The 21,297-nt window shown below is 48.7% G+C and carries 14 protein-coding genes and 1 pseudogene; 8 read left to right on the top strand and 7 right to left on the bottom strand.

The window, feature by feature from the left end; translation table 11 throughout:
- Positions 1-65 precede the first annotated feature (65 nt).
- The 3 genes from nirD to HAP68_RS19440 form a co-directional block, all read right to left on the bottom strand.
- Positions 66-386: a nitrite reductase small subunit NirD gene (nirD, locus tag HAP68_RS01555; RefSeq protein ID WP_003156597.1), complete on the bottom strand. Its 321-nt coding sequence runs from the start codon at positions 384-386 to the stop codon at positions 66-68.
- Positions 387-406: 20 nt separating this feature from the next.
- Entirely contained in the window at positions 407-2,824 is a 2,418-nt protein-coding gene (gene nasD / locus HAP68_RS01560) for an NADPH-nitrite reductase (RefSeq protein WP_024084871.1), read from the bottom strand.
- Positions 2,825-2,942: 118 nt separating this feature from the next.
- Positions 2,943-3,107: a molybdopterin dinucleotide binding domain-containing protein gene (locus HAP68_RS19440; RefSeq protein WP_370648487.1), complete on the bottom strand. Its 165-nt coding sequence runs from the start codon at positions 3,105-3,107 to the stop codon at positions 2,943-2,945.
- A gap of 113 nt (positions 3,108-3,220) precedes the next feature.
- Between HAP68_RS19440 and HAP68_RS01565 the strand changes: the two genes are divergently transcribed.
- The 6 genes and pseudogenes from HAP68_RS01565 to HAP68_RS01590 all read left to right on the top strand — a co-directional run.
- Positions 3,221-4,423, top strand: a complete 1,203-nt coding sequence (locus HAP68_RS01565; RefSeq protein ID WP_024084872.1) for a GTP-binding protein — start codon at positions 3,221-3,223, stop codon at positions 4,421-4,423.
- A 64-nt stretch (positions 4,424-4,487) separates the two neighbouring features.
- The gene (locus HAP68_RS01570; protein WP_003156594.1) at positions 4,488-5,624 is read left to right on the top strand and encodes a zinc-dependent alcohol dehydrogenase; all 1,137 of its coding nucleotides are present in this window, start codon (positions 4,488-4,490) and stop codon (positions 5,622-5,624) included.
- A 14-nt stretch (positions 5,625-5,638) separates the two neighbouring features.
- Entirely contained in the window at positions 5,639-6,073 is a 435-nt protein-coding gene (locus tag HAP68_RS01575; RefSeq protein ID WP_021494203.1) for an RDD family protein, read from the top strand.
- 116 nt (positions 6,074-6,189) lie between these two features.
- Positions 6,190-6,465 (top strand): YckD family protein, encoded by a 276-nt coding sequence (locus tag HAP68_RS01580; protein ID WP_369719109.1) that lies wholly within the window; start codon positions 6,190-6,192, stop codon positions 6,463-6,465.
- A 103-nt stretch (positions 6,466-6,568) separates the two neighbouring features.
- A complete protein-coding gene (locus tag HAP68_RS19735; RefSeq protein ID WP_223151977.1) occupies positions 6,569-6,652 on the top strand; it encodes a family 1 glycosylhydrolase in 84 nt (27 codons plus the stop codon).
- A gap of 31 nt (positions 6,653-6,683) precedes the next feature.
- Positions 6,684-6,902 (top strand): annotated as a pseudogene (locus tag HAP68_RS01590) (family 1 glycosylhydrolase); the annotation flags it as partial.
- Between the two features lie 40 nt (positions 6,903-6,942).
- On the opposite strand, the gene comJ reads toward HAP68_RS01590, so the two are convergent.
- The 4 genes from comJ to hxlA all read right to left on the bottom strand — a co-directional run bounded on the left by comJ (position 6,943) and on the right by hxlA (position 9,348).
- Positions 6,943-7,341, bottom strand: a complete 399-nt coding sequence (gene comJ, locus HAP68_RS01595; RefSeq protein WP_014304317.1) for a competence protein ComJ — start codon at positions 7,339-7,341, stop codon at positions 6,943-6,945.
- A 21-nt stretch (positions 7,342-7,362) separates the two neighbouring features.
- Positions 7,363-7,800, bottom strand: coding sequence for a NucA/NucB deoxyribonuclease domain-containing protein (locus HAP68_RS01600; protein WP_003156588.1), 438 nt, complete (start codon positions 7,798-7,800; stop codon positions 7,363-7,365).
- A gap of 358 nt (positions 7,801-8,158) precedes the next feature.
- Entirely contained in the window at positions 8,159-8,716 is a 558-nt protein-coding gene (hxlB, locus tag HAP68_RS01605) for a 6-phospho-3-hexuloisomerase (protein WP_003156587.1), read from the bottom strand.
- A complete protein-coding gene (gene hxlA, locus HAP68_RS01610) occupies positions 8,713-9,348 on the bottom strand; it encodes a 3-hexulose-6-phosphate synthase (RefSeq protein ID WP_024084873.1) in 636 nt (211 codons plus the stop codon). The genes hxlB and hxlA overlap by 4 nt, the downstream gene beginning before the upstream one ends.
- Positions 9,349-9,579: 231 nt before the next feature.
- Here hxlA and hxlR point away from each other — a divergent pair, with 231 nt between their 5' ends.
- Complete coding sequence (hxlR, locus tag HAP68_RS01615; RefSeq protein WP_014304320.1) at positions 9,580-9,942, top strand: transcriptional activator HxlR; 363 nt, start codon at positions 9,580-9,582, stop codon at positions 9,940-9,942.
- Between the two features lie 588 nt (positions 9,943-10,530).
- Positions 10,531-21,285, top strand: a complete 10,755-nt coding sequence (srfAA, locus tag HAP68_RS01620) for a surfactin non-ribosomal peptide synthetase SrfAA (protein ID WP_131241996.1) — start codon at positions 10,531-10,533, stop codon at positions 21,283-21,285.
- Positions 21,286-21,297 lie beyond the last annotated feature (12 nt).

Raw genomic sequence — 21,297 nt, forward strand, 5'->3', positions numbered from 1 at the left:
ATGGCGTCATCCCTTCAGCAATTTAAAAAATGAAGGACCACTTGGAAAAGTGATCCGGTCTTTGATCAATACAGGAGGTATACATTCTCTCCTTCGATCAGTGTTTCGTATGTTTTGACACAGCCATGATCCGGCTCTTGGACTTTTCCGTCTTCTAAGGAAATTTTCCAGTCATGCATCGGGCAGAAGACGTATTCTCCGCTGACGATGCCTTCAGCCAGGACGCCCCCTTTATGAGGACAGCGGTTTTCGACGGCGCGGACGCTCCCGTCAGAAAGCTTAAATACGGCAAGCTCTTTATCTTCTATATATACGGTTTTTCCTAACTCCTCGGGTAATTCGTTTACATTGCCTATGCAAACCTTTGTCATATCTTTATTAACCATGTCCGTTCCCCCTTACTGTTTTATGAAGTCGTGACGACATTTTCGAATAGATCTTTAGAAGCTTTTTTATCTTTAAGGAAGTATTGCCACGGATCTTTGTGGACAGAGAGTGTCTCATTCATTCTGTCGTTGAGCTCCTGCCGTTTTTCCGGATCGTTTAATACGGATTGGACATGAGATAAACCGACGCGCTCAAGCCATGCGGATGTCCGCTCCAGATAGTTTGCCGTTTCTCTGTAGTACTGAAGGTAAGCACCCGCGTATTCTAAGACTTCTTCATTCGTTTTTACTTTCATCAGCAAATCACCGGCGCGCAAATGGGTTCCGCCGTTTCCGCCGACATAAAGCTCCCAGCCTCCGTCGATGCCGACAACGCCAAGGTCCTTAATGCCTGATTCCGCACAGTTCCGCGGGCAGGCGGACACGGCCATTTTAACCTTATGAGGCGTATTGAGCCCTTCGAATTTTTTCTCAAGCGCAATACCCAGTGCCATGGAGTCTTGTGTGCCGAAGCGGCAGAATTGTTCGCCTACGCACGTTTTTACCGTGCGGAGTGTTTTTCCGTACGCGTAGCCTGACGGCATATCAAGCTCGGCCCATACTTTCGGCAGATCTTCTTTTTTAACGCCGATGAGATCAATTCGTTGGCCGCCGGTCATTTTAACGAGCGGGATCTCATATTTGTCGACGACATCGGCGATCTTGCGGAGATCTTGAGAGTTGGTTACGCCCCCGTACATCCGGGGAACGACTGAGTATGTTCCGTCTTTTTGAATATTGGCGTGCATCCGTTCGTTCACAAAACGGGATGTTCTGTCATCCTCGTATGCAGCCGGATTAATCATGCCTAAGTAGTAGTTGAGGGCAGGCCGGCATTTGGAGCAGCCTTCCGGCGTTTTCCAGCCGAGCACGTTCATGATTTCTCTTGTATGTGAGAGCCCTTTGGCTTTGATTTCTTCTACGACTTCATCTCTCGACAGTGAGGTGCAGCCGCAAATCGCTTCTTTTTGCGCGGATGAGTCAAATTCTGAGCCCAGTGTATATTGAAGAATGTCTTCTACGAGCGGTTTACAGCCTCCGCAGGAACGGGATGCCCCGGTGCATGCTTTGATTTCGTCCGTTGATGTGCAGCCTTTTTCCTGAATGGCTTGAATAATCGCACCTTTTGAAACGCCGTTGCAGCCGCAGATGATTTCATCGTCGCTCATCGCCGCGGTCATGCTTGCGCCTGCTTCCTGATCAAGAGGCTGTAAGATTGATATTTTGGAGGTTTCAGAGATATCTGCTTCTTTTTGAATCATAGAAAACAGGCGGTTGCCTTCGCTGCTGTCTCCGAACAAAACAGCGCCGACAATTTGATTGCCCCTCAGGACGATTTTTTTATAAATGCCGTCCTGTTCATCGAACACTTTTATTGCCTTTTTGTCCTCTGATTCATCAAAGTCGCCGGCAGAGAAGACCTCGACGCCTGATACCTTTAATTGAGTGGAGAGAACGGAGCCTTCGTACGGTTTTGTTTCAATGCCGCAAATATGTTTGGCCAGCACTTTTGCCTGTTCATAGAGCGGCGCCACAAGACCGTATGCGATTCCGCGGTGCTCGGCACATTCACCGACCGCGTAAATGTGCGGAATTTCAGTCTGCATATAATCGTTGACAATGATTCCGCGGTTTACCGGGATGCCGCTTTCTGTGCCAAGCTGTGTATTCGGGCGGATGCCGACCGCCATGACGACCAGATCAGCTTTGATGCTTGTGCCGTCTTTAAAGCGTACGCCTTCGACACGGTCAGTACCGAGAATTTCTTCGGTTTGTTTTTCAAGGAAAAAGGTCATGCCTTGTTTTTCTAACTCGTTTTGCAGCAGGCGTCCCGCCGCTGCGTCAAGCTGGCGCTCCATCAGGAATGGGGCGAGGTGGATGACAGACACGTCCATGCCGAGATTCAGCAGTCCGCGCGCGGCTTCCAAACCCAGCAGTCCTCCGCCGATGACGGCTGCTTTTTTATATTGTTTTGACGCGGCGAGCATCGTGTCGGTATCTTTTATGTCTCGGAATGCCGTGACGCCTTGTTTGTCTGCGCCCGGAATCGGAAGGATAAAAGGGACAGAGCCTGTCGCCAGGATGAGTTCATCGTAAGGCTGGATTCTGTCTGCATCGGTGATGACGGTTTGGTTTTCCGTGTCGACTTTGATGACTGTTTCACCGGTATACAGCTGAATGTTGTTTTCTTTGTACCAGTTCCAATCGTTTAACGTAATGTCTTGAATGTCGGTATCGCCTTGCAGCACTTTTGACAGAAGGATTCGGTTATAGTTGGGATGAGGTTCGGCCCCGAATATTGTAATCTCAAATTCGTCTTTTGAAACACGCAGTATTTCTTCAATCGCTCTTACCCCGGCCATTCCATTTCCAACAAGGACTAGCTGTTTTTTTCCCATCAGATGATCCGCTCCTTATCTTTGTTTTTTTCAGCGTAGCACAGCAAAAACAAATATTTAAGATGCATGTTATGAAATGTAACAAAAAATACGAAAAAATCTAAAAATTTTATGAAAATTAGATAGGGCTGATTCGTACCGCACACATCTTAAAACCGGGCATTTTACAGTCCGGATCCAAGGCTTCACCAATTAAATCGTTGACGTTTTGCGTGTCAGACCAATGGATGGGGACAAACAACGTGTGATGTGTCTGACTTTTACTTGATTTTAAACGGAGAATACATCAAAATAAATAGTAACGATTACGATTTAAAACTATGTACATCATGATGAAAATAAGGCAGTTGCGAGATATAAATCGTAATCATTCTATTTTATCAGGGGGCTATTGATATGAAAAAAATTCCGGTTACAGTATTGAGCGGCTATCTTGGTGCCGGAAAGACGACCGTTTTGAATCATATTTTACAAAACCGCAACGGTTTAAAAATTGCCGTCATCGTCAATGACATGAGCGAAGTAAATATAGACGCGGGCTTGGTGAAGCAGGGAGGCGGTTTGTCAAGGACGGATGAGGAACTAGTAGAATTATCCAACGGCTGTATCTGCTGCACGCTGCGTGAAGATTTATTAGTCGAAGTTGAGAAACTCGCGAAAGACGGCAGGTTTGATTATATTGTCATTGAATCAACAGGGATCAGCGAACCGATTCCCGTTGCCCAGACATTTTCTTATATAGATGAAGAAATGGGCATTGATCTGACAACATTCTGCAGGCTGGACACAATGGTGACCGTGGTGGATGCAAACCGCTTCTGGCATGATTTCCAGTCCGGTGACAGCCTTCTTGACCGGAAGGAAGCGGCGGGAGAAGAGGATGAACGGGAGATTGCCGATTTATTAATTGACCAAATTGAGTTTTGTGATGTGCTCATTTTAAATAAATGCGACATGGTGGGCGAAAAAGAGCTTGAACAGCTGGAAACGGTTCTTCGCGCATTACAGCCCCGTGCCAGACTGATCCGGTCCGTTCGCGGAGAAGTGCCCGCCGAATGCATATTGAATACCGGTTTATTTGAGTTTGAGGAAGCGAGTTCATCAGCAGGATGGATAAAGGAACTGACGGCAGGTCATGAAGCGCACACTCCGGAAACGGAAGAGTACGGCATCACTTCGTTTGTGTACTCGCGGCGTCTGCCGTTTCATACCGTTCGTTTTGACAGCTGGCTGCATCAATCAATGCCTGACAACATTGTGCGCGCAAAAGGAATTGTTTGGTGCGCAACCCGCAACAGCCTTGCGCTGCTGATGTCTCAGGCGGGTCCGGCGGTTTCGATTGAGCCTGTTTCTTATTGGGTGGCGGCAATGCCGAAACTTGAGCAGGAGCAGATCAAAAAGCAGGAACCGGAGATTCTGGAAGATTGGGACGACCAATTCGGAGATCGTCATACGAACTTGGTGTTTATCGGAACAGATTTAGATGAAGCCGCCATTACAAAGGAATTGGATCAGTGCCTGCTCACGCCGTCTGAGTTCGATTCCGACTGGTCGCAGCTTGAAGATCCTTTTCAATGGGATATTCAGCGGGCCGAATAACATACCGGCCAAGTTTAGAAGCAGGTGAAAAGGGAAGGAGTGATGAAAAAGGAGCTGACCAAGTGTGAAAGCATTGACATACCAAGGAAAAGAACATATGGAAGTGAAAGAAGTCCCGGCACCCGCCATTCAAGATGAGAGAGATGTCATCGTTCGAATCACCGCAACCGGGATATGCGGTTCAGACCTTCATTTATATAAAAACGGAATACCCGCCGATCCGGGTTATATTGTCGGGCATGAGCCGATGGGAATCGTTGAAGAAACGGGCAGTCAAGTCAAAAAGCTGAAAAAAGGCGACCGGGTCGTGATTCCTTTTAACATCGGCTGCGGAGAATGTCATTACTGCAAGCACCAGATGGAAAGCCAGTGTGATGAATCAAACCCAAATCCTCATACAGATGCCGGCGGTTTATTCGGTTTTTCGGAGTTTAACGGTAATTATCCCGGCGGGCAGGCTGAATATTTACGTGTTCCTTTTGCTGATTTCTCTTCTTTTCTGGTTCCGGCAGACAGTGAGCTTGAAGATGAGCAGGTGCTGCTTCTGTCAGATGTCATGCCGACCGCCTTTTGGAGCGTTCAGCACAGCGGAGTGAAAAAAGGAGATACAGTCGTTATTTTGGGATCAGGTCCGATCGGCTTAATGGCGCAAAAATTCGCCTGGAAAAAAGGAGCTAAACGGGTTATCGCAGTTGATCAAGTCCCGCATCGCCTTGAACATGCGAGACGCATAAACGGAGCAGAGACCTTCAATTTTTCAGAACATGATGAGATCGGGAAACTGCTGCACGAACAAACGTCAGGGGGCGCGGATGTAGTGATTGATTGTGTCGGAATGGACGGCACGCCGCTTTCAAAAGAAAAAGCAGAGCAAAAACCGAATCAGTTCGGAACGATCAGCCCGATTCTTACAGCATCAGAAGCCGTTAAGAAGTTCGGAACCGTGCAGCTCACGGGCGCATACATTTCTGAAGCGGACGGCTTTCCGCTCGGTGATTTTTTTACACGCAACGTTTCTTTAAAAATGGGCCAGGCACCCGTTATTCATCTGATGCCGATGCTGTATCAAATGATTGAACAAAATGAAATTGATCCGACGGATATCATTACACACAAAATGAGTCTTGCGGAAGCTCCTGCTGCATATGATATATTTGACAAAAAAGAAGATGGCAACATTAAAGTGATTTTGAAGCCATAGCGAGGGGAAACATGATGAATATTTACAGACCGGCGGGATTTTGGATCAGATTGGGAGCCGTTGTACTCGACTATTTAATTACTTCAGTGCCTTTGGCGATTATTTTTATGCTGGCAACAGGAAAAGACCCGAATGAGAGCGCAATGATCAGCATCATTTTGACTCTTTATGGAATTTTGCTCCCTGTATACTGGAACGGCTATGTTATCGGCAAAAAGATCTGCGGTATCCGCATCGTCAAAAAAGACGGAACCCAGGTAGGCTTTCTTACTATGATTTTGAGAGTGCTTGTGGGCGGCCTGATATATGGCGTGACGTTTGGAATCGGTGTGATCGTGAGCGCATTCATGGTCGGAATGAGAGAAGACAAACGGTCAATCCACGATTTTGTAGCGGGAACGTATGTCACATACGCACTGCCGGACGAATCGATTGAAAAGAGCGAATAATTTCGCTCTTTTTTTGCATAAAAAATGGATGAGGGAGCAACATATAACAAACGTTAAAGGAGGAAAGAGTCATGAAAAAAGCTGCATTGTCTTTAGCTGCGTTTTTCATTACAGCAATGGTTTTCACAATGCCGGCACACGCCGAAACAAAAATGCCTTCAACAATGTCACTCACGGAACAGCAGAAAAAAGAAATTGAATCACTTGAAAAAGAAGTGCTCGAAAAACGCAAACATGTCATATCCAAATATGTTGAGTACGGGGTCCTGCCGAAAGAAAAAGCAGAACATATTAAACAGCATATGGACAGGCGCTTTAATATGATGAAACAAAATGGCTTTGTCCCGAAGCCTCCGCCTCATAAATTGGAAAAGCGGCATCATCATTCTTAAGCATCCGGCAAGCCGGATGCTTTTTTGTTTTTATCGGGATTGCTCTGAAATGCGTTTCAAAACGTATGATATCAATATCATATGCATCAGGAGGATGAAACACATGATACATAAAAAACAGGGTCTGTTCCCTGATACATTTCTATGGGGGTCAGCTTCGGCTGCCTATCAGGTTGAAGGAGCTTAGAATAAGACGGTAAAGGACCTTCAGTATGGGTGAACTGTGCAGAGAGGCTATTAGTGACGGAGTTCATCTCATCGGCTGCTGCAGCTGGTCATTCACGGATCTGTTTAAGCTGGCTGAACGGCTATCAAAAACGCTACGGTTTTGTGTATATCAATCGAGATGAAGAAGATGAAAAAGACTTGAAACGGATCAGGAAAACAGTTTTTATTGGTACCAGAATGTAATTGAAACAAACGGTAAAAGTTTATAAAAGTTCCCTGAGAGAAATATGATTCTCTCAGGGATTTCTTTTACATTGCGTCTGCATCAATAATATACGTATCCGCATGAAGATCGGATATTTCGGCAGGCACTGAATAACAGGTAAGGCTGTATCGGCCTTTCGGAATATTAAAGAAAAGCCGCTTTGACATCACGCTTTCAATCTCAATTCCATCTTTTACAGCCTCAAAGGGAACAGTCGCTTTTTTCTCATAGGATAGTACCGGTTCACTTGTGTTAAGCCTGAAGACGATAAATGCCCTCGTATTTCTCCTTGCTTCGAATGAAACAGCTCCGTCAGCTTCCGCATATCCTTTTTCAATGGCTTCATCGGTCCAATCGATAACAGGCGGTTCTGAATCTTTTTGGAAGATTGTAAATTGATGATAAGAAATGGCCAGTTCTTGCGGTTTCCATGATTTATTCAATGCGCTGTTCCTCCTGTTTTTTTACTTGATTTTAAATAATACTCTCGTTCCGTCGGGATCATTGGTAAGCTGGTGTCCGACCCAAGAGCCGGCTCCGCGGTTGTCTGCCGGAGAAATATATTCTACGGAGGCATTGTTTCCGCCCTGTTTACAAACCGCCATCGGCCATTCATCCCTATCGTATCCCGTTTTGACAGGCACATGTTTAAGAGATTGCTCACGCCGCTTATGTACTCCGTCTCTGTCAATGGTGCATATGCTGGAATGCCCTTCTTTTATCGCGTCCTTAATATGCTTTGCTGTTTCCGGATATCGATCGGACGGAAATAGGATTACTTTGTCGTAATCACTCTTCTGAACGGTCTGCTCGTTATCTGAGAAAAGATCACCCTTGATCAGGGCCGCGACTGCTCCGGCAATGATGATAAGAACAAGCAGCAGTGCTTTTAATGTTTTCAAGAGTATCAATCACCTCCAGTTTTAAATTGCTGTAAAGCTGGTCCAAGAATAAAGCAGAATCGGCCGGCTGTAAAGCTGTTAAAATATATTTCTCAGCCGCAATTCAGCTGAATATCTGTAAAACCATCCGCACAAATCAATTTTATTCATTAAATATCCGATCAGAAAGTGTTTTTTGCCGTTTCCCTATTCAGAAATGAACGGTTGCGGCCGTATCGTCAATTGACTTATTATAGCGATAAGCTCACCGGCAGGATATCTTCGTCTGCGAGTGTCCGACCCGAAAACCTTGGCCTGCATGACCGTGCGCAACAAGACGATAAAAAGACGGCCATCTGATAAGAAGGCCGTCAGTAAATCATTCCAGATTCGCATGCTTTGTAAACATGTCTGCTGAATTCAGTTCTTTTTTCTCCATGATTTTTAGAATAACCGCATCGTAAAACAGCAGAAGAGTTTGTTCGAATAAAGAACCCATCGGCTGAATCGTCTTTCTGTCTCCGCCGGTCTCTTCCTTAGGAGAGCCGGGAATCGTTATCGTAAGATCCGCAAGTTTGCCGAGACTTGAATCGGGGTTAATCGTTAATGCAGTGATGATGCCGTTAAGGCTTTTGGCTTTTTCAGCTGTATGAAGCAGACTTTTTGTTTCGCCTGAGCCTGAGCCGATGATGACGAGACCGCCTTCTTGGAGGGGAGGGGTAAGCGTCTCACCGACGATGTAAGCGTTCAGGCCGATGTGCATCATCCTCATGGCGAACGCTTTAGCCATAAAGCCGGAACGCCCCGCTCCGGACGTGAAGATTTGATCTGCCGATAAAATCTGATCTGCAAGCTTGTCAGCTTCACTGTCGGCTATTAATGCTGCGGTGCGGGATATTTCATGGAGTATTTCATGTAAGTATTCAGTCGTTTTCATGATCCTTGTGAAATCAGCTGTTTCATTTTAGCAGCAGCATCCGCTTTATTGTCAGCTCCCGTAATGCCTCCGCCGACAATGATTAAATCTGGGTTTTGTTTGATGGCTTCAGGAAGCGTATCAAGTTTAATGCCTCCGGCAATTGCGGTTTTAGCGCTCTTGACCGCTTTTTTAATCGCCGTCAGTTCCTCGAATGAATTCTTTCCTTCTGCTTGAAGATCATAACCTGTGTGAACACAAATATAATCAACACCGAGTTGGTCAATTTCTTTTGCCCGTGTTTCAAGGTTTTTTACGTTAATCATGTCGACGAGAATTTTTTTCTGCTGTTTTTTTGCTTCGGCAACCGCCCCTTTGATCGTTGAGTCGTCTGTCGCTCCTAAAACGGTGATGATGTCGGCGCCCGCTTCTGCCGCTTTCATGATCTCGTAGCCGCCTGCATCCATGATTTTAAGATCGGCAAGCACTTTCAGGTGAGGAAAGGCTGATTTCATTTCCTGTACGGCTTTCAGGCCTTCATTAATGACAACGGGAGTGCCGATTTCTACAACATCTATATATTGTTCGACCTCTTTCACAAGTTCAATTGCTTCCGGGATACTCACTAAGTCTAATGCCAGCTGTAATTCCACTTTATATCCACTCCTCTTTTTCATGTATTTACATTCTATAGAGTGCCCCGCATGTTGAGAAGTACGCACTTTGAAGTCTAATAGTTACTTTGAGGATACTGTCCCCGCAGGCAATGCGCTTTGTTTCAGCAAAACTGCGTGGTAGTATAAACTGATGAAAGTTGTGTAAAAAAGTAAGCGTGTATGAATAGATGATGAACGTACAAAAAGTAAGAGGAAGGAGAATGGCCCGTGAGCCGAATGGATGAGAAAACGTTTAATTGCGAAAAGGAATTGACGCTTGCCGTGATAGGCGGGAAGTGGAAAATGCTGATTATGTGGCACCTGGGAAAAGAAGGAACAAAGCGGTTTAATGAGCTGAAAGCTTTAATTCCGGATATTACGCACAAAATTCTTGTGAATCAGCTCAGGGAGCTGGAGCAGGATCTGATCGTTCACAGGGAAGTTTACCCTGTCGTCCCTCCGAAAGTGGAGTACTCATTAACGGAGCAAGGAGAGACCCTTATGCCGATTTTGGACGCCATGTATAAGTGGGGAAAAGAATATATGGAATTAATCAACATTGATAAAACTGCAATAAAGGAATCTTTTTGAAGCGCTCTATGTAAAATAGAGTGCTTTTTTTGCGGTTTAATGAAATCATATTGCGAACGATTAAATCTCCTGTTTCGGTTCTTGCGCTGTTTTTTCCCCATCAGCTCATATATGAAAACTATTTTCATTCTGCCATAACTGGATATTCGAGAGATTTATACTATAGTTTAAAGATTTTTAATTTTACATAAATAATATTTTTAAAAATAAATTGCGGGATGCCGCAAAATACCCTCTGGAATTGTCGGAATTTTTTTCGGTGTGCCGAATGAAACTTTTCACCCATTTTTCGGTGATAAAAACAATAATTTCATATAAAGTGAACGTAAGTAGATATATAGTAATTCATGAAGAAATAGGTAAACCCTGTTGCTTACAAACATTGGATTCTTGTCTTGATTTCTCATAAATTTGAGCCGCATTTCGGACTGTGCGGGTGAGTGGATTGCGGATTTCGGCGGTGATTGAATCGGGATCGTTTTGGAGGTAAGTGGTTCTTTTGGCTTGATAATGAGTTAGGGACATTGAGGGAGGCTGTTTCTAAGGGAGAATTGACAATTTTATCTTAAAAAGGGGAGGCGCACACATATGGAAATAACTTTTTATCCTTTAACAAATGCTCAAAAACGTATCTGGTATACAGAAAAATTCTATCCGAACACAAGTATTTCAAATCTTGCCGGGTTCGGGAAACTCATTTCTGATGACGGCGTACAGGCTCATTACGTTGAGAAAGCGATACAGGAATTCGTCCGGCGGTATGAGTCGATGAGAATCCGTCTGCGGCTTGATGATGAGGGGGAGCCCGTTCAATATGTGAGCGAATACCGTCCGCTGACTATCGAACATACAGACATCAGGCAAGCCGGCTGCTCTGCGGAAGAGCTGTCAAAATGGGGACGTGACGAAGCTGGCAAGCCTCTGGCGTTATATGATCAGGATTTATTCCGTTTTTCTGTGTATACCATCAGCGAAAATGAGGTCTGGTTTTACGTTAATGTGCATCACATTATTTCGGACGGGATTTCCATGACGATTCTGGGCAATGCGATTACTGATATTTATTTGGAGCTTTCGGGCGGAGCAAGTATGGAACAGACGGAGATTCCTTCCTTTATCGAGCATGTGCTGACTGAGCAGGAATATGTGCAGTCGAAGCGGTTTAAAAAGGATCGGGATTTTTGGAACGGGCAGTTTGAGACCGTGCCGGAGCTTGTGTCCCTGAAACGGAGCCGGACAGATGCGGGTCTTGATGCGAAACGGTTTTCTCAAGAAATTCCTCACGACTTATACGGCCGCATTCATTCATTCTGCGAGGAGCATAAAGTCAGCGTACTATCTCTGTTCCAATCAGCTTTGATCACTTATCTCTACAAAGTGACCGGCCGGGATGACGTTGTCACGGGTACGTTTATGGGAAACCGGACGAATGCGAAAGAAAAGCAGATGCTCGGGATGTTCGTATCTACGGTTCCTGTGCGGACAAGCGTTGACGGAGGACAGTCGTTCTTGGAATTCGTTAAAGGCCGGATGAAGGATCTGATGAAAATTCTCCGCCACCAAAAGTATCCGTATAACCTGCTTGTCAATGATTTGCGCGCTTCGAAAAGTTCGCTGAGCAGATTGTTTACGGTGGCTCTGGAGTACCAGGTGATGCAGTGGCAGAAAAAAGAGAATCTGTCCTTCCTGACAGACCCTATTTTCAGCGGAAGCGGTACAAATGATATTTCGATTCATGTGAAGGAACGATGGGACACTGGGAAATTGACGATTGATTTTGACTATCGCAGCGACATATTCAAGGGAGAGGAGATTGTATCTGTTTCTGAACGTTTGATCACGCTGATTGAAGATGCGATTTCATCTCCTGATCGCATAATTGATGAGCTTACTCTTCTTTCTGAATCCGAGAAAGAGCGGCTGCTGACACGGGCCTCCGGTAATCCGGTGAATTACCGCGGGGAGATGACGATACCGGGGCTGTTTGAAGAGAAAGTGAAGTCACTGTCTGACAAACCGGCGGTGGTGTATGAAGGCCGAACATTGTCCTATCGCACATTGCATGAACAGTCAGGCCGAATTGCCGGACGCCTTCTTAAAGCCGGGATATCAGCCGATTCTCCTGTCGCGGTGCTGCTTGGCCGTTCTGAGCGTGTTATTGCGGCAATATTGGGAATTTTGAAAGCGGGCGGCGCCTATGTGCCGATAGATCCTGACTTTCCGGCGGATCGGATTCAGTACATTTTGGAGGACAGCGGAGCGAAGGCTGTTCTGACAGAGGCCGGAATACAGGCGCCTGCAGCGGATGCCGAACGGATTGATTTTGACGAGGCTGTTCAGTTTGAAACGGCTGCGGACGGTGTCAGTACACAATCAGACCGGCTGGCTTACATCATCTACACGTCAGGTACAACGGGGCGGCCGAAAGGCGTGATGATTGAGCACCGGCAAGTTCATCATCTGGTGCAATCACTGCAGCAGGAGATTTATCAATGCGGTGAGCAGACATTAAGAATGGCGCTTTTGGCTCCGTTTCATTTTGATGCGTCCGTCAAACAGATTTTTGCCTCGCTTCTTTTGGGACAGACGCTTTATATCGTGCCGAAAACGACTGTAACGAATGGCTCGGCACTGCTGGACTATTATCGTCAAAACCGGATTGAAGCCACTGACGGAACCCCTGCGCATCTGCAGATGATGGTTGCGGCGGGAGATGTCAGCGGAATTGAATTGCGCCACATGCTCATTGGGGGAGAGGGCCTGTCCGCCGCTGTTGCTGAACAGCTGATGAACCTCTTTCATCAATCGGGCAGGGCGCCGCGTCTGACGAATGTCTACGGGCCGACAGAAACGTGCGTAGATGCGTCCGTGCATCAGGTGTCAGCCGATAACGGAATGAATCAACAGGCGGCGTACGTTCCGATCGGAAAACCGCTCGGCAACGCCCGTCTGTATATATTGGATAAGCACCAGAGGCTTCAGCCCGACGGCACGGCCGGTGAGCTGTATATCGCGGGTGACGGTGTAGGCCGCGGCTATTTAAATCTTCCGGATTTGACCGCAGAGAAGTTTTTGCAAGATCCGTTTAACGGAAGCGGCCGCATGTACCGCACGGGTGATATGGCGCGCTGGCTGCCGGACGGGACGATCGAATATATCGGACGTGAAGATGATCAGGTGAAAGTCCGCGGCTACCGTATTGAGCTGGGAGAAATTGAAACGGTGCTCAGAAAAGCTCCGGGGGCGGCGCAGGCCGTCGTGCTGGCACGGCCGGATCAGCAGGGCAGCTTAGATGTTTGCGCATATATCGTTCAGGAAAAAGGAACCGAGTTTCACCCTGCCGAGTACAGGGAGTATGTGTCCAAGCACCTTCCTGATTACATGGTGCCCGCTTACTTTACAAAAACGGACGAAATTCCGCTCACGCCGAGCGGGAAGGCGGACCGCAAAAAGCTGTTTGCGCTTGATGTGCAGGCTGTCAGCTCATCCGAATATGCGGCGCCGAGAAACGAAACGGAGGAAACGCTCACCGTCATCTGGCAGGAAGTCCTCGGAATGGACAAGGCGGGTATTTATGATCATTTCTTCGAGTCAGGCGGTCATTCATTAAAGGCAATGACGCTTCTGACGAAAATTCATAAGCAAATGGGCGTTGAAATTCCGCTGCAATACTTGTTTGAGCATCCGACGATTGCGGCGCTTGCCGATTATGCGGAAAACCGAAACGAAGGACCGGCATTCAGGGCGATTGAGCCGGCTGAGAAGCAGGCGAGCTATCCGCTTTCGCTCGCTCAGCAGCGGACTTATATCGCGAGCCAATTTGAAGATGCGGGAGTCGGATATAACATGCCGGCTGCGGCCGTGATTGAGGGCGCTTTAGACCTTGAAAAGCTCGAGCGTGCATTTTCTGCCTTAATCAGCAGGCATGAAGCGCTGAGAACATCGTTTCAATCGGAGGACGGCACGCCGAGACAGGTGGTTCACGAACATGTTCCGTTTCATATTGAAATGATCGAAGCGCGCGGAAGAACGAATGAACAGGTCATGAAGGACTTTGTGCGCCGTTTTGATTTATCTGAGGCGCCGCTGTTCAGAATCGGCCTGCAAACGCTCGGTCACAATCGCCATATGCTGCTGTTTGATATGCATCACCTGATTTCTGACGGGGTGTCTATTTCCATCATGCTGAAGGAACTGGCTGACATCTACGGCGGAAATCAGCTGCCTGAATTGCGCATTCAATATAAAGATTATGCCGTATGGCAGGCGGAACGGGCGAAAGAAGGCTACAAGAAGGAGCGGGCGTACTGGAAAGAAGTCCTCAGCGGCGAACTGCCGGTGCTTCAGCTGCTCCCTGATTATCCGCGGCCGCAGGTGCAAAGCTTTGAAGGTGACCGCGTGTCCGCCAAGCTGCCGAAAATGCTGCGGGAACGGCTGCAGAAGCTTGCCGAGAAAAACGGAGCCACTCTTTACATGGTGCTGTTATCGGCATACTATACGCTGCTTTCTAAGTATTCGGGACAGGAAGACATCATCGTGGGAACACCGTCAGCGGGAAGAAATCACTCTGATACCGAGGGGCTTATCGGGATGTTTGTCAACACGCTTGCGCTGCGAAGCTCCGTGAAGCAGGATCAGACATTTGCCGGCTTGTTAGGTCATGTGCGCAAACAGGTGCTGGACGCGTTTTCCCATCAGGATTATCCGTTTGAGTGGCTGACCGAGGAGCTGAACGTGCCCCGGGACATGAGCAGGCATCCGATATTTGACACGATGTTCAGTCTGCAAAATGCTTCGGACGGAATTCCGGAGATCGGCAACCTGACGCTGTCTCTTCATGAAACCAACTTCAATATCGCCAAATTCGATCTGACAATGCAGGCCCGGGAAACAGCGGAAGGCATTGCGCTCGATTTGGATTATTGCACGAAGCTGTTTAAGCGCTCAACTGCGGATCGCATGCTTGCGCACTATGTCCGTCTGCTGGAGAGTGCGGCAGCTCATCCGGATGCGAAAATCAGCGAATATGATCTGCTTTCTGAACGGGAGGCTTTGAACCAATTACAGCGGTTCAATCCGGAGCGCACGGCATACCCGAAAGAGCAAACGATCGTGCAGATCTTTGAAGAACAGGCCCGAAAGAACCCTGACCGGACAGCTCTTCAGTTCGAAGGGGATACTCTGTCGTATCAGCAGCTGAATGAACGCGCCAACAGGCTTGCGCGGCATATTCTTTCGGTCGGAGGCGGCGGGGAAACCGCGGCTGTTTTATGTGAACGGTCAATGGACATGATTGTTTCCATTATGGCTGTGTTAAAAGCGGGGTCCGCCTATGTGCCGATTGATCCTGAGCATCCGGTTCAGCGGATTCAGCATTTCTTCCGCGACAGCGGGGCGAATGTGCTCCTGACTCAGCAAAGCCTCAAGCCGCTTGCGGAAAAGGCCGGTTTTCAAGGCGTCATTGTGCTTGCTGATGATGAGGCGAGCTATGAAAAGGACTCTCGCAATCCAGCATTGCCGTTTGATTCCAAAACGATTGCCAATCTCACGTATACATCAGGCACGACGGGAACGCCGAAAGGAAACATCGTCACACATGCCAACATTTTGCGGACGGTAAAAAACACGAACTATTTGACCGTTTCTGAAGAGGACACAGTGCTCGGTCTGTCAAACTACGTCTTTGACGCTTTTATGTTTGATATGTTCGGTTCGCTGTTAAACGGTGCAAAGCTTGTGATCGTCCCGAAAGATACGGTGCTGGACATGTCGCGCCTGTCCCGTGTGATCAAACGGGAGAACGTCAGCATTCTGATGATTACGACGGCCCTGTTCCACCTGCTTGTTGATATGGAGCCGTCCTGTCTGACGACGCTTCGGAAAATCATGTTCGGGGGCGAAAGAGCGTCTGTAGAACATGTCAAAAAGGCGCTGGCGGCAGTCGGGAAAGGAAGACTGCTTCATATGTACGGTCCGTCGGAAAGCACGGTGTTTGCGACATACCATCCGGTGGATGTCATTGAAGAGGATACGCTCTCCGTTCCGATCGGTAAACCGGTCAGCAATACGGAAGTCTTTATTATGAACTCAGCCGGACGCATTCAGCCGGCGGGTATCGCGGGAGAGCTGTGCGTCAGCGGGGAAGGTCTCGTAGAAGGCTACTACAACCGTCCTGAACTGACGGAAGAAAAATTTGTAAAGCATCCGTTTAAGGAAGGTGAACGGATGTATAAAACGGGCGACTTGGCCAGATGGCTTCCGAATGGCGATATCGAGTTTATCGGACGCATCGACCATCAGGTGAAAATCCGCGGTCAGCGGATTGAGCTTGGCGAAATTGAGCATCAGCTTCAAAGCCATGATCAGATTCAGGAATGCATAGTGCTCGCTGTGGATCAGGGCGCGGGTGACAAACTTCTTTGCGCGTATTTTGTCGGCCTCAGGGAAATATCTTCCCGGGAGCTGAGGGAGCATACGGCGAAGGATCTTCCGGCTTATATGATTCCGTCCGTCTTTATTCAATTGGATGAACTGCCTCTTACAGGGAACGGAAAAATCGACAGGCGGGCGCTGCCGATGCCGGATGTGACCGCAGCGAATGCCGTGTCATATACGGCGCCGCGCAATGAAACAGAACAAAAACTGGCGGATATTTGGGCTGAGGTGCTGCAAATGGAACGGGTCGGCGTCCATGATCAGTTCTTTGAGATCGGGGGCCACTCGTTAGCGGGGATGAAACTGCTGGCCCTTATCCAGAAGACATTCGGCGTGCAGCTTACCTTAAAGGATCTGTTCACTTCTCCGACGGCTGCGGGGCTCGCGCAGCTGATTGAAGGGGCTGAGCGGAAGGCGGCTGAGAGCATCGCACCGGCTGCCGAGCGGGAAACGTATCCGGTTTCTTCACCGCAGAAGCGGATGTTCGTGCTTCAGCAGCTGGAAGGCGCTGAAACAAGCTATAACATGCCGTCTGTGCTCCGTTTAAAAGGAAAGCTTGATGCAGAAAAGCTGAAATCCGTCATGAAACAGCTGACAGAACGCCATGAAGCCTTCAGAACGACATTTGACATAAAGGATGGAGAAACGGTTCAGCGTATATGGGCGGAAGCTTATATCGACATGGAATATTATGAAGCCTCTGAAGAAGATGCTGAACGGATTATTCAGAGCTTTATCCGGCCGTTCCGTCTGGATCAGCTTCCTCTCGTCAGAACGGGGCTGGTCAAGCTGGCTGAACATGACCACCTGCTGCTGTTTGATATGCACCATATCATTTCGGACGGCGCTTCAGTCGGCGTGCTGATAGATGAACTGTCCCGCTTGTATGGCGGCGAAACGCTTGAGCCGCTGCGGATTCATTATAAAGACTATGCGGTATGGCAGCAGAAATTTATTCAATCAGAGCAGTACCGCAAGCAGGAGGAGCATTGGCTTCGGGAGCTTGACGGCGAGCTTCCGGTATTGACGCTGCCGGCTGATTACAGCCGTCCGGCCGTGCAAACCTTTGAAGGAGACAAGCTGGTCTTTTCTCTGACTGAGGAACAGACGTCGGCTCTTCGCAGTCTTGCGAAACAAACGGATTCTACCATGTACATGGTGCTCCTGGCGTCGTACAGCGCCTTTCTCTCAAAACTGAGCGGACAGCATGACATCATTGTCGGCTCGCCGGTTGCGGGACGGTCACATGCGGATCTCGCAAACGTCATCGGTGTTTTTGTGAATACACTCGCGCTTCGTACGTATCCGGAAGCGGACAAAACGTTCACGGATTATCTTAAAGAAGTGAAACAAACCGCTTTACATGCATTTGACGCGCAGGATTATCCGCTTGAAGACCTTCTGCAAAAGGTTGAGGTGCAGCGTGATACGAGCCGAAATCCGCTGTTTGATGCGGTATTCTCAATGCAAAATGCAAATGCTGAAGATCTGGTCATGGAAGGAATTGAGCTGAAGCACCACCCGTTTGACAGAAAAACAGCCAAGTTTGACCTGACGGTGACGGCTGAGGACACAGACGAAGGCTTAACGTTTGTGCTTGAATATAACACCGCGCTGTTTAAACCGGAAACGGCAGAGACGTGGAAGCATTATTGGCTTCAACTGTTAAAAGCCGCAACGGAAAATCCGGCTGCGAAGCTTTCTGAGCTTTCCTTGGTGAATGAAACAGAAAAACAAGCCCTCCTCAATGCATGGAAAGGAAAAACACTCTCTGTGCCGCAGGACAAAACGGTTCACCGTCTCTTTGAAGAAACAGCCGCCCGCTACGCGAACCGGCCGGCCGCGGCATATAACGGCGCGAAATGGACGTACGGCGAGCTGAACGCAAGGGCGAACCGGATCGCGCGCATTCTCATAGACTGCGGCGTCACGGCTGACGAACGTGTCGGCATTTTGACGAAACCGTCCTTGGAAATGGCCGCGGGCGTACTCGGCGTCCTGAAAGCGGGCGCGGCATTTGTGCCGATTGACCCCGACTACCCACAAGAGCGGATCAGCTACATTCTGCAGGACAGCGGCGCCAAGCTTCTTCTCACACAGGAAGCGCTGGACGTGCCGGATGGCTACACAGGAGAAACGATCCTGCTTGACGGCGGACGCTCCATTCTGAGCCTGCCGCTTGATGAAAACGATGAAGCGAACCCGCAGACTGAAACAACGGCGGATCATCTCGCTTATATGATTTACACGTCAGGAACGACCGGACAGCCGAAGGGTGTCATGGTCGAACACCATGCGCTGGTGAACCTGTGCTTCTGGCATCACGACGCATTCGCCATGACGGCGGATGATAAAAGCGCCAAATACGCGGGCTTCGGTTTTGACGCCTCCATCTGGGAGATGTTCCCGACATGGACCATCGGCGCGGAGCTTCACGTCATTGACGAAGCGATCCGGCTGGATATCACCCGCTTAAATCACTATTTCGAGGAGCACGGCGTGACCATCACTTTCCTGCCGACGCAGCTGGCCGAACAATTTATGGAGCTGGAAAATACCTCTCTCCGCATGCTTCTCGTCGGCGGCGACAAGCTGAAGCGGGCGGTGAAACAGCCGTACACGATCGTCAACAACTACGGCCCGACGGAAAACACCGTCGTCGCGACAAGCGGCGTCATCAATCCTGAGGAAGGATCGCTTTCGATCGGACGGGCGATTGCCAATACGAGAGCTTATATTCTCGGCGACGGCGATCAGGTGCAGCCGGAAGGCATTGCCGGTGAATTGTGCGTGGCCGGCCGCGGTCTGGCACGCGGATACCTGAACCGTGAGGAAGAAACGGCGAAGCGGTTTACCGCAGATCCGTTCGTGCCCGGCGAGCGCATGTACCGGACCGGCGACCTCGTCAAATGGAACGCGCAGAGCGGCATCGAATACATCGGGCGTATTGACCAGCAGGTCAAAGTGCGGGGCTACCGGATCGAGCTTTCAGAAATCGAAGTCCGCCTCGCCCAGCTTGCGGACGTTCATGACGCAGCGGTGACGGCGGTGGAAGACAAAGCGGGCAATACCGCGCTTTGCGCCTATGTCGCGCCTCAGCAGGACGATATTGAAGCGCTCAAAGCCGCGCTGAAAGACACGCTGCCTGACTACATGGTGCCGGCGTTCTGGGTGGAGATGGATGAGCTTCCGGTCACCGCAAACGGAAAGATTGACAAAAAAGCCCTGCCGGAACCGGACATTGAAGCGGGAAGCGCCGCTTACAAAGCGCCGGAAACGGAGATGGAGACGCTGCTTTCCGACATTTGGGAGGAAGTGCTCGGTCTTGATCAGATCGGCGTAAGCGATAATTTCTTCACCCTCGGCGGCGACTCGATCAAAGGCATCCAAATGGCGAGCCGCCTGAACCAGCACGGCTACAAGCTGGAAATGAAGGATCTCTTCCAGCACCCGACCATCGAAGAGCTCGTCTCCTATGTGGAGCGGACGGAAGGCAAGCAGGCCGACCAGGGACCTGTCGAAGGCGAAGCGGAGTTAACGCCGATCCAGCGCTGGTTCTTTGAGAAAAACTTCACGGACAAACACCACTGGAACCAATCCGTCATGCTTCATGCGAAAGACGGCTTTGATCCGGAGATAACAGAAAAAACATTACATGTCCTGACGGTGCACCATGATGCGCTCCGGATGATTTATCGTGAACAAAAACCGTATTACAGAGGGCTTGAGGATGCGTCTGTTGAACTGAACGTCTTTGAGCTGAACGGACCTGCTGAAGACCATGAGGACCGTATCGAACGGGAAGCAGACCGTCTTCAAAGCAGTATTTCACTGGAAACAGGACATCTGCTGAAGGCCGGGCTCTTCCGGGCTGAAGATGGAGACCACCTTCTTCTCGCAATCCATCACTTAGTCGTGGATGGTGTATCTTGGCGGATTTTACTGGAGGACTTCACGTCCGTTTATACGCAGCTGAAGCAAGGCAATGAACCGGCGCTGCCTCCGAAAACACATTCATTCGCCGAATTTGCTGAGAGAATCAAAGAATACGCAAATACGAAGGCGTTTCTGAAAGAAGCGGATTACTGGAGGGAGCTTGAGGAGAAAGAGGTATGCACTCAGCTTCCGAAAGACAGGCAGTCTGGCGATCAGCGCATGAGACATACGAGAACGGTCAGTTTCTCTCTGACGCCTGAACAAACTGAACAGCTGACGACAAACGTACATGAAGCCTACCATACGGAAATGAACGACATCCTGCTCACGGCGCTCGGACTGGCGCTGAAAGAGTGGACGGGTGAAGACACGATCGGCGTTCATTTGGAAGGCCACGGGCGCGAAGACATTCTTGACGGCCTGAATATCACCCGGACGGTCGGATGGTTTACGAGCATGTATCCGATGATCCTTGAGATGAAGCACGCCGACGATCTTTCATATCAGCTGAAACAAATGAAAGAAGACATCAGACACATCCCGAACAAAGGAGTCGGCTACGGCATTCTGCGTTATGTAACGGCGCCTGAGCATAAAGAGAATCTTTCATTTGAGATTGATCCGGATATCAGCTTTAACTACTTAGGCCAGTTTAATGAGATGTCGGATTCCGGCTTATTTACAAGATCCGGGATGCCGTCAGGACAATCGCTGAGCCCTGACACAGAGAAGCCGAATGCGCTTGATATTGTCGGATTTATAGAAAATGGGCAGATGACGATGACGTTTGCCTATCATTCTCTCGAATTTCATGAAAAAACCATTCAATCGTTCAGTGACAGCTTTAAAGGGCACCTCTTGAAAATCATAGATCACTGCCTGGCCCAAGACGGATCTGAGCTTACGCCTAGCGATCTTGGCGATGATGATCTGACGCTTGATGAACTTGATAAATTAATGGAAATTCTCTAACAGAAAAGACAG

This window comes from Bacillus sp. Bvel1 (assembly GCF_014872755.1).
Lineage (GTDB): Bacteria > Bacillota > Bacilli > Bacillales > Bacillaceae > Bacillus > Bacillus velezensis.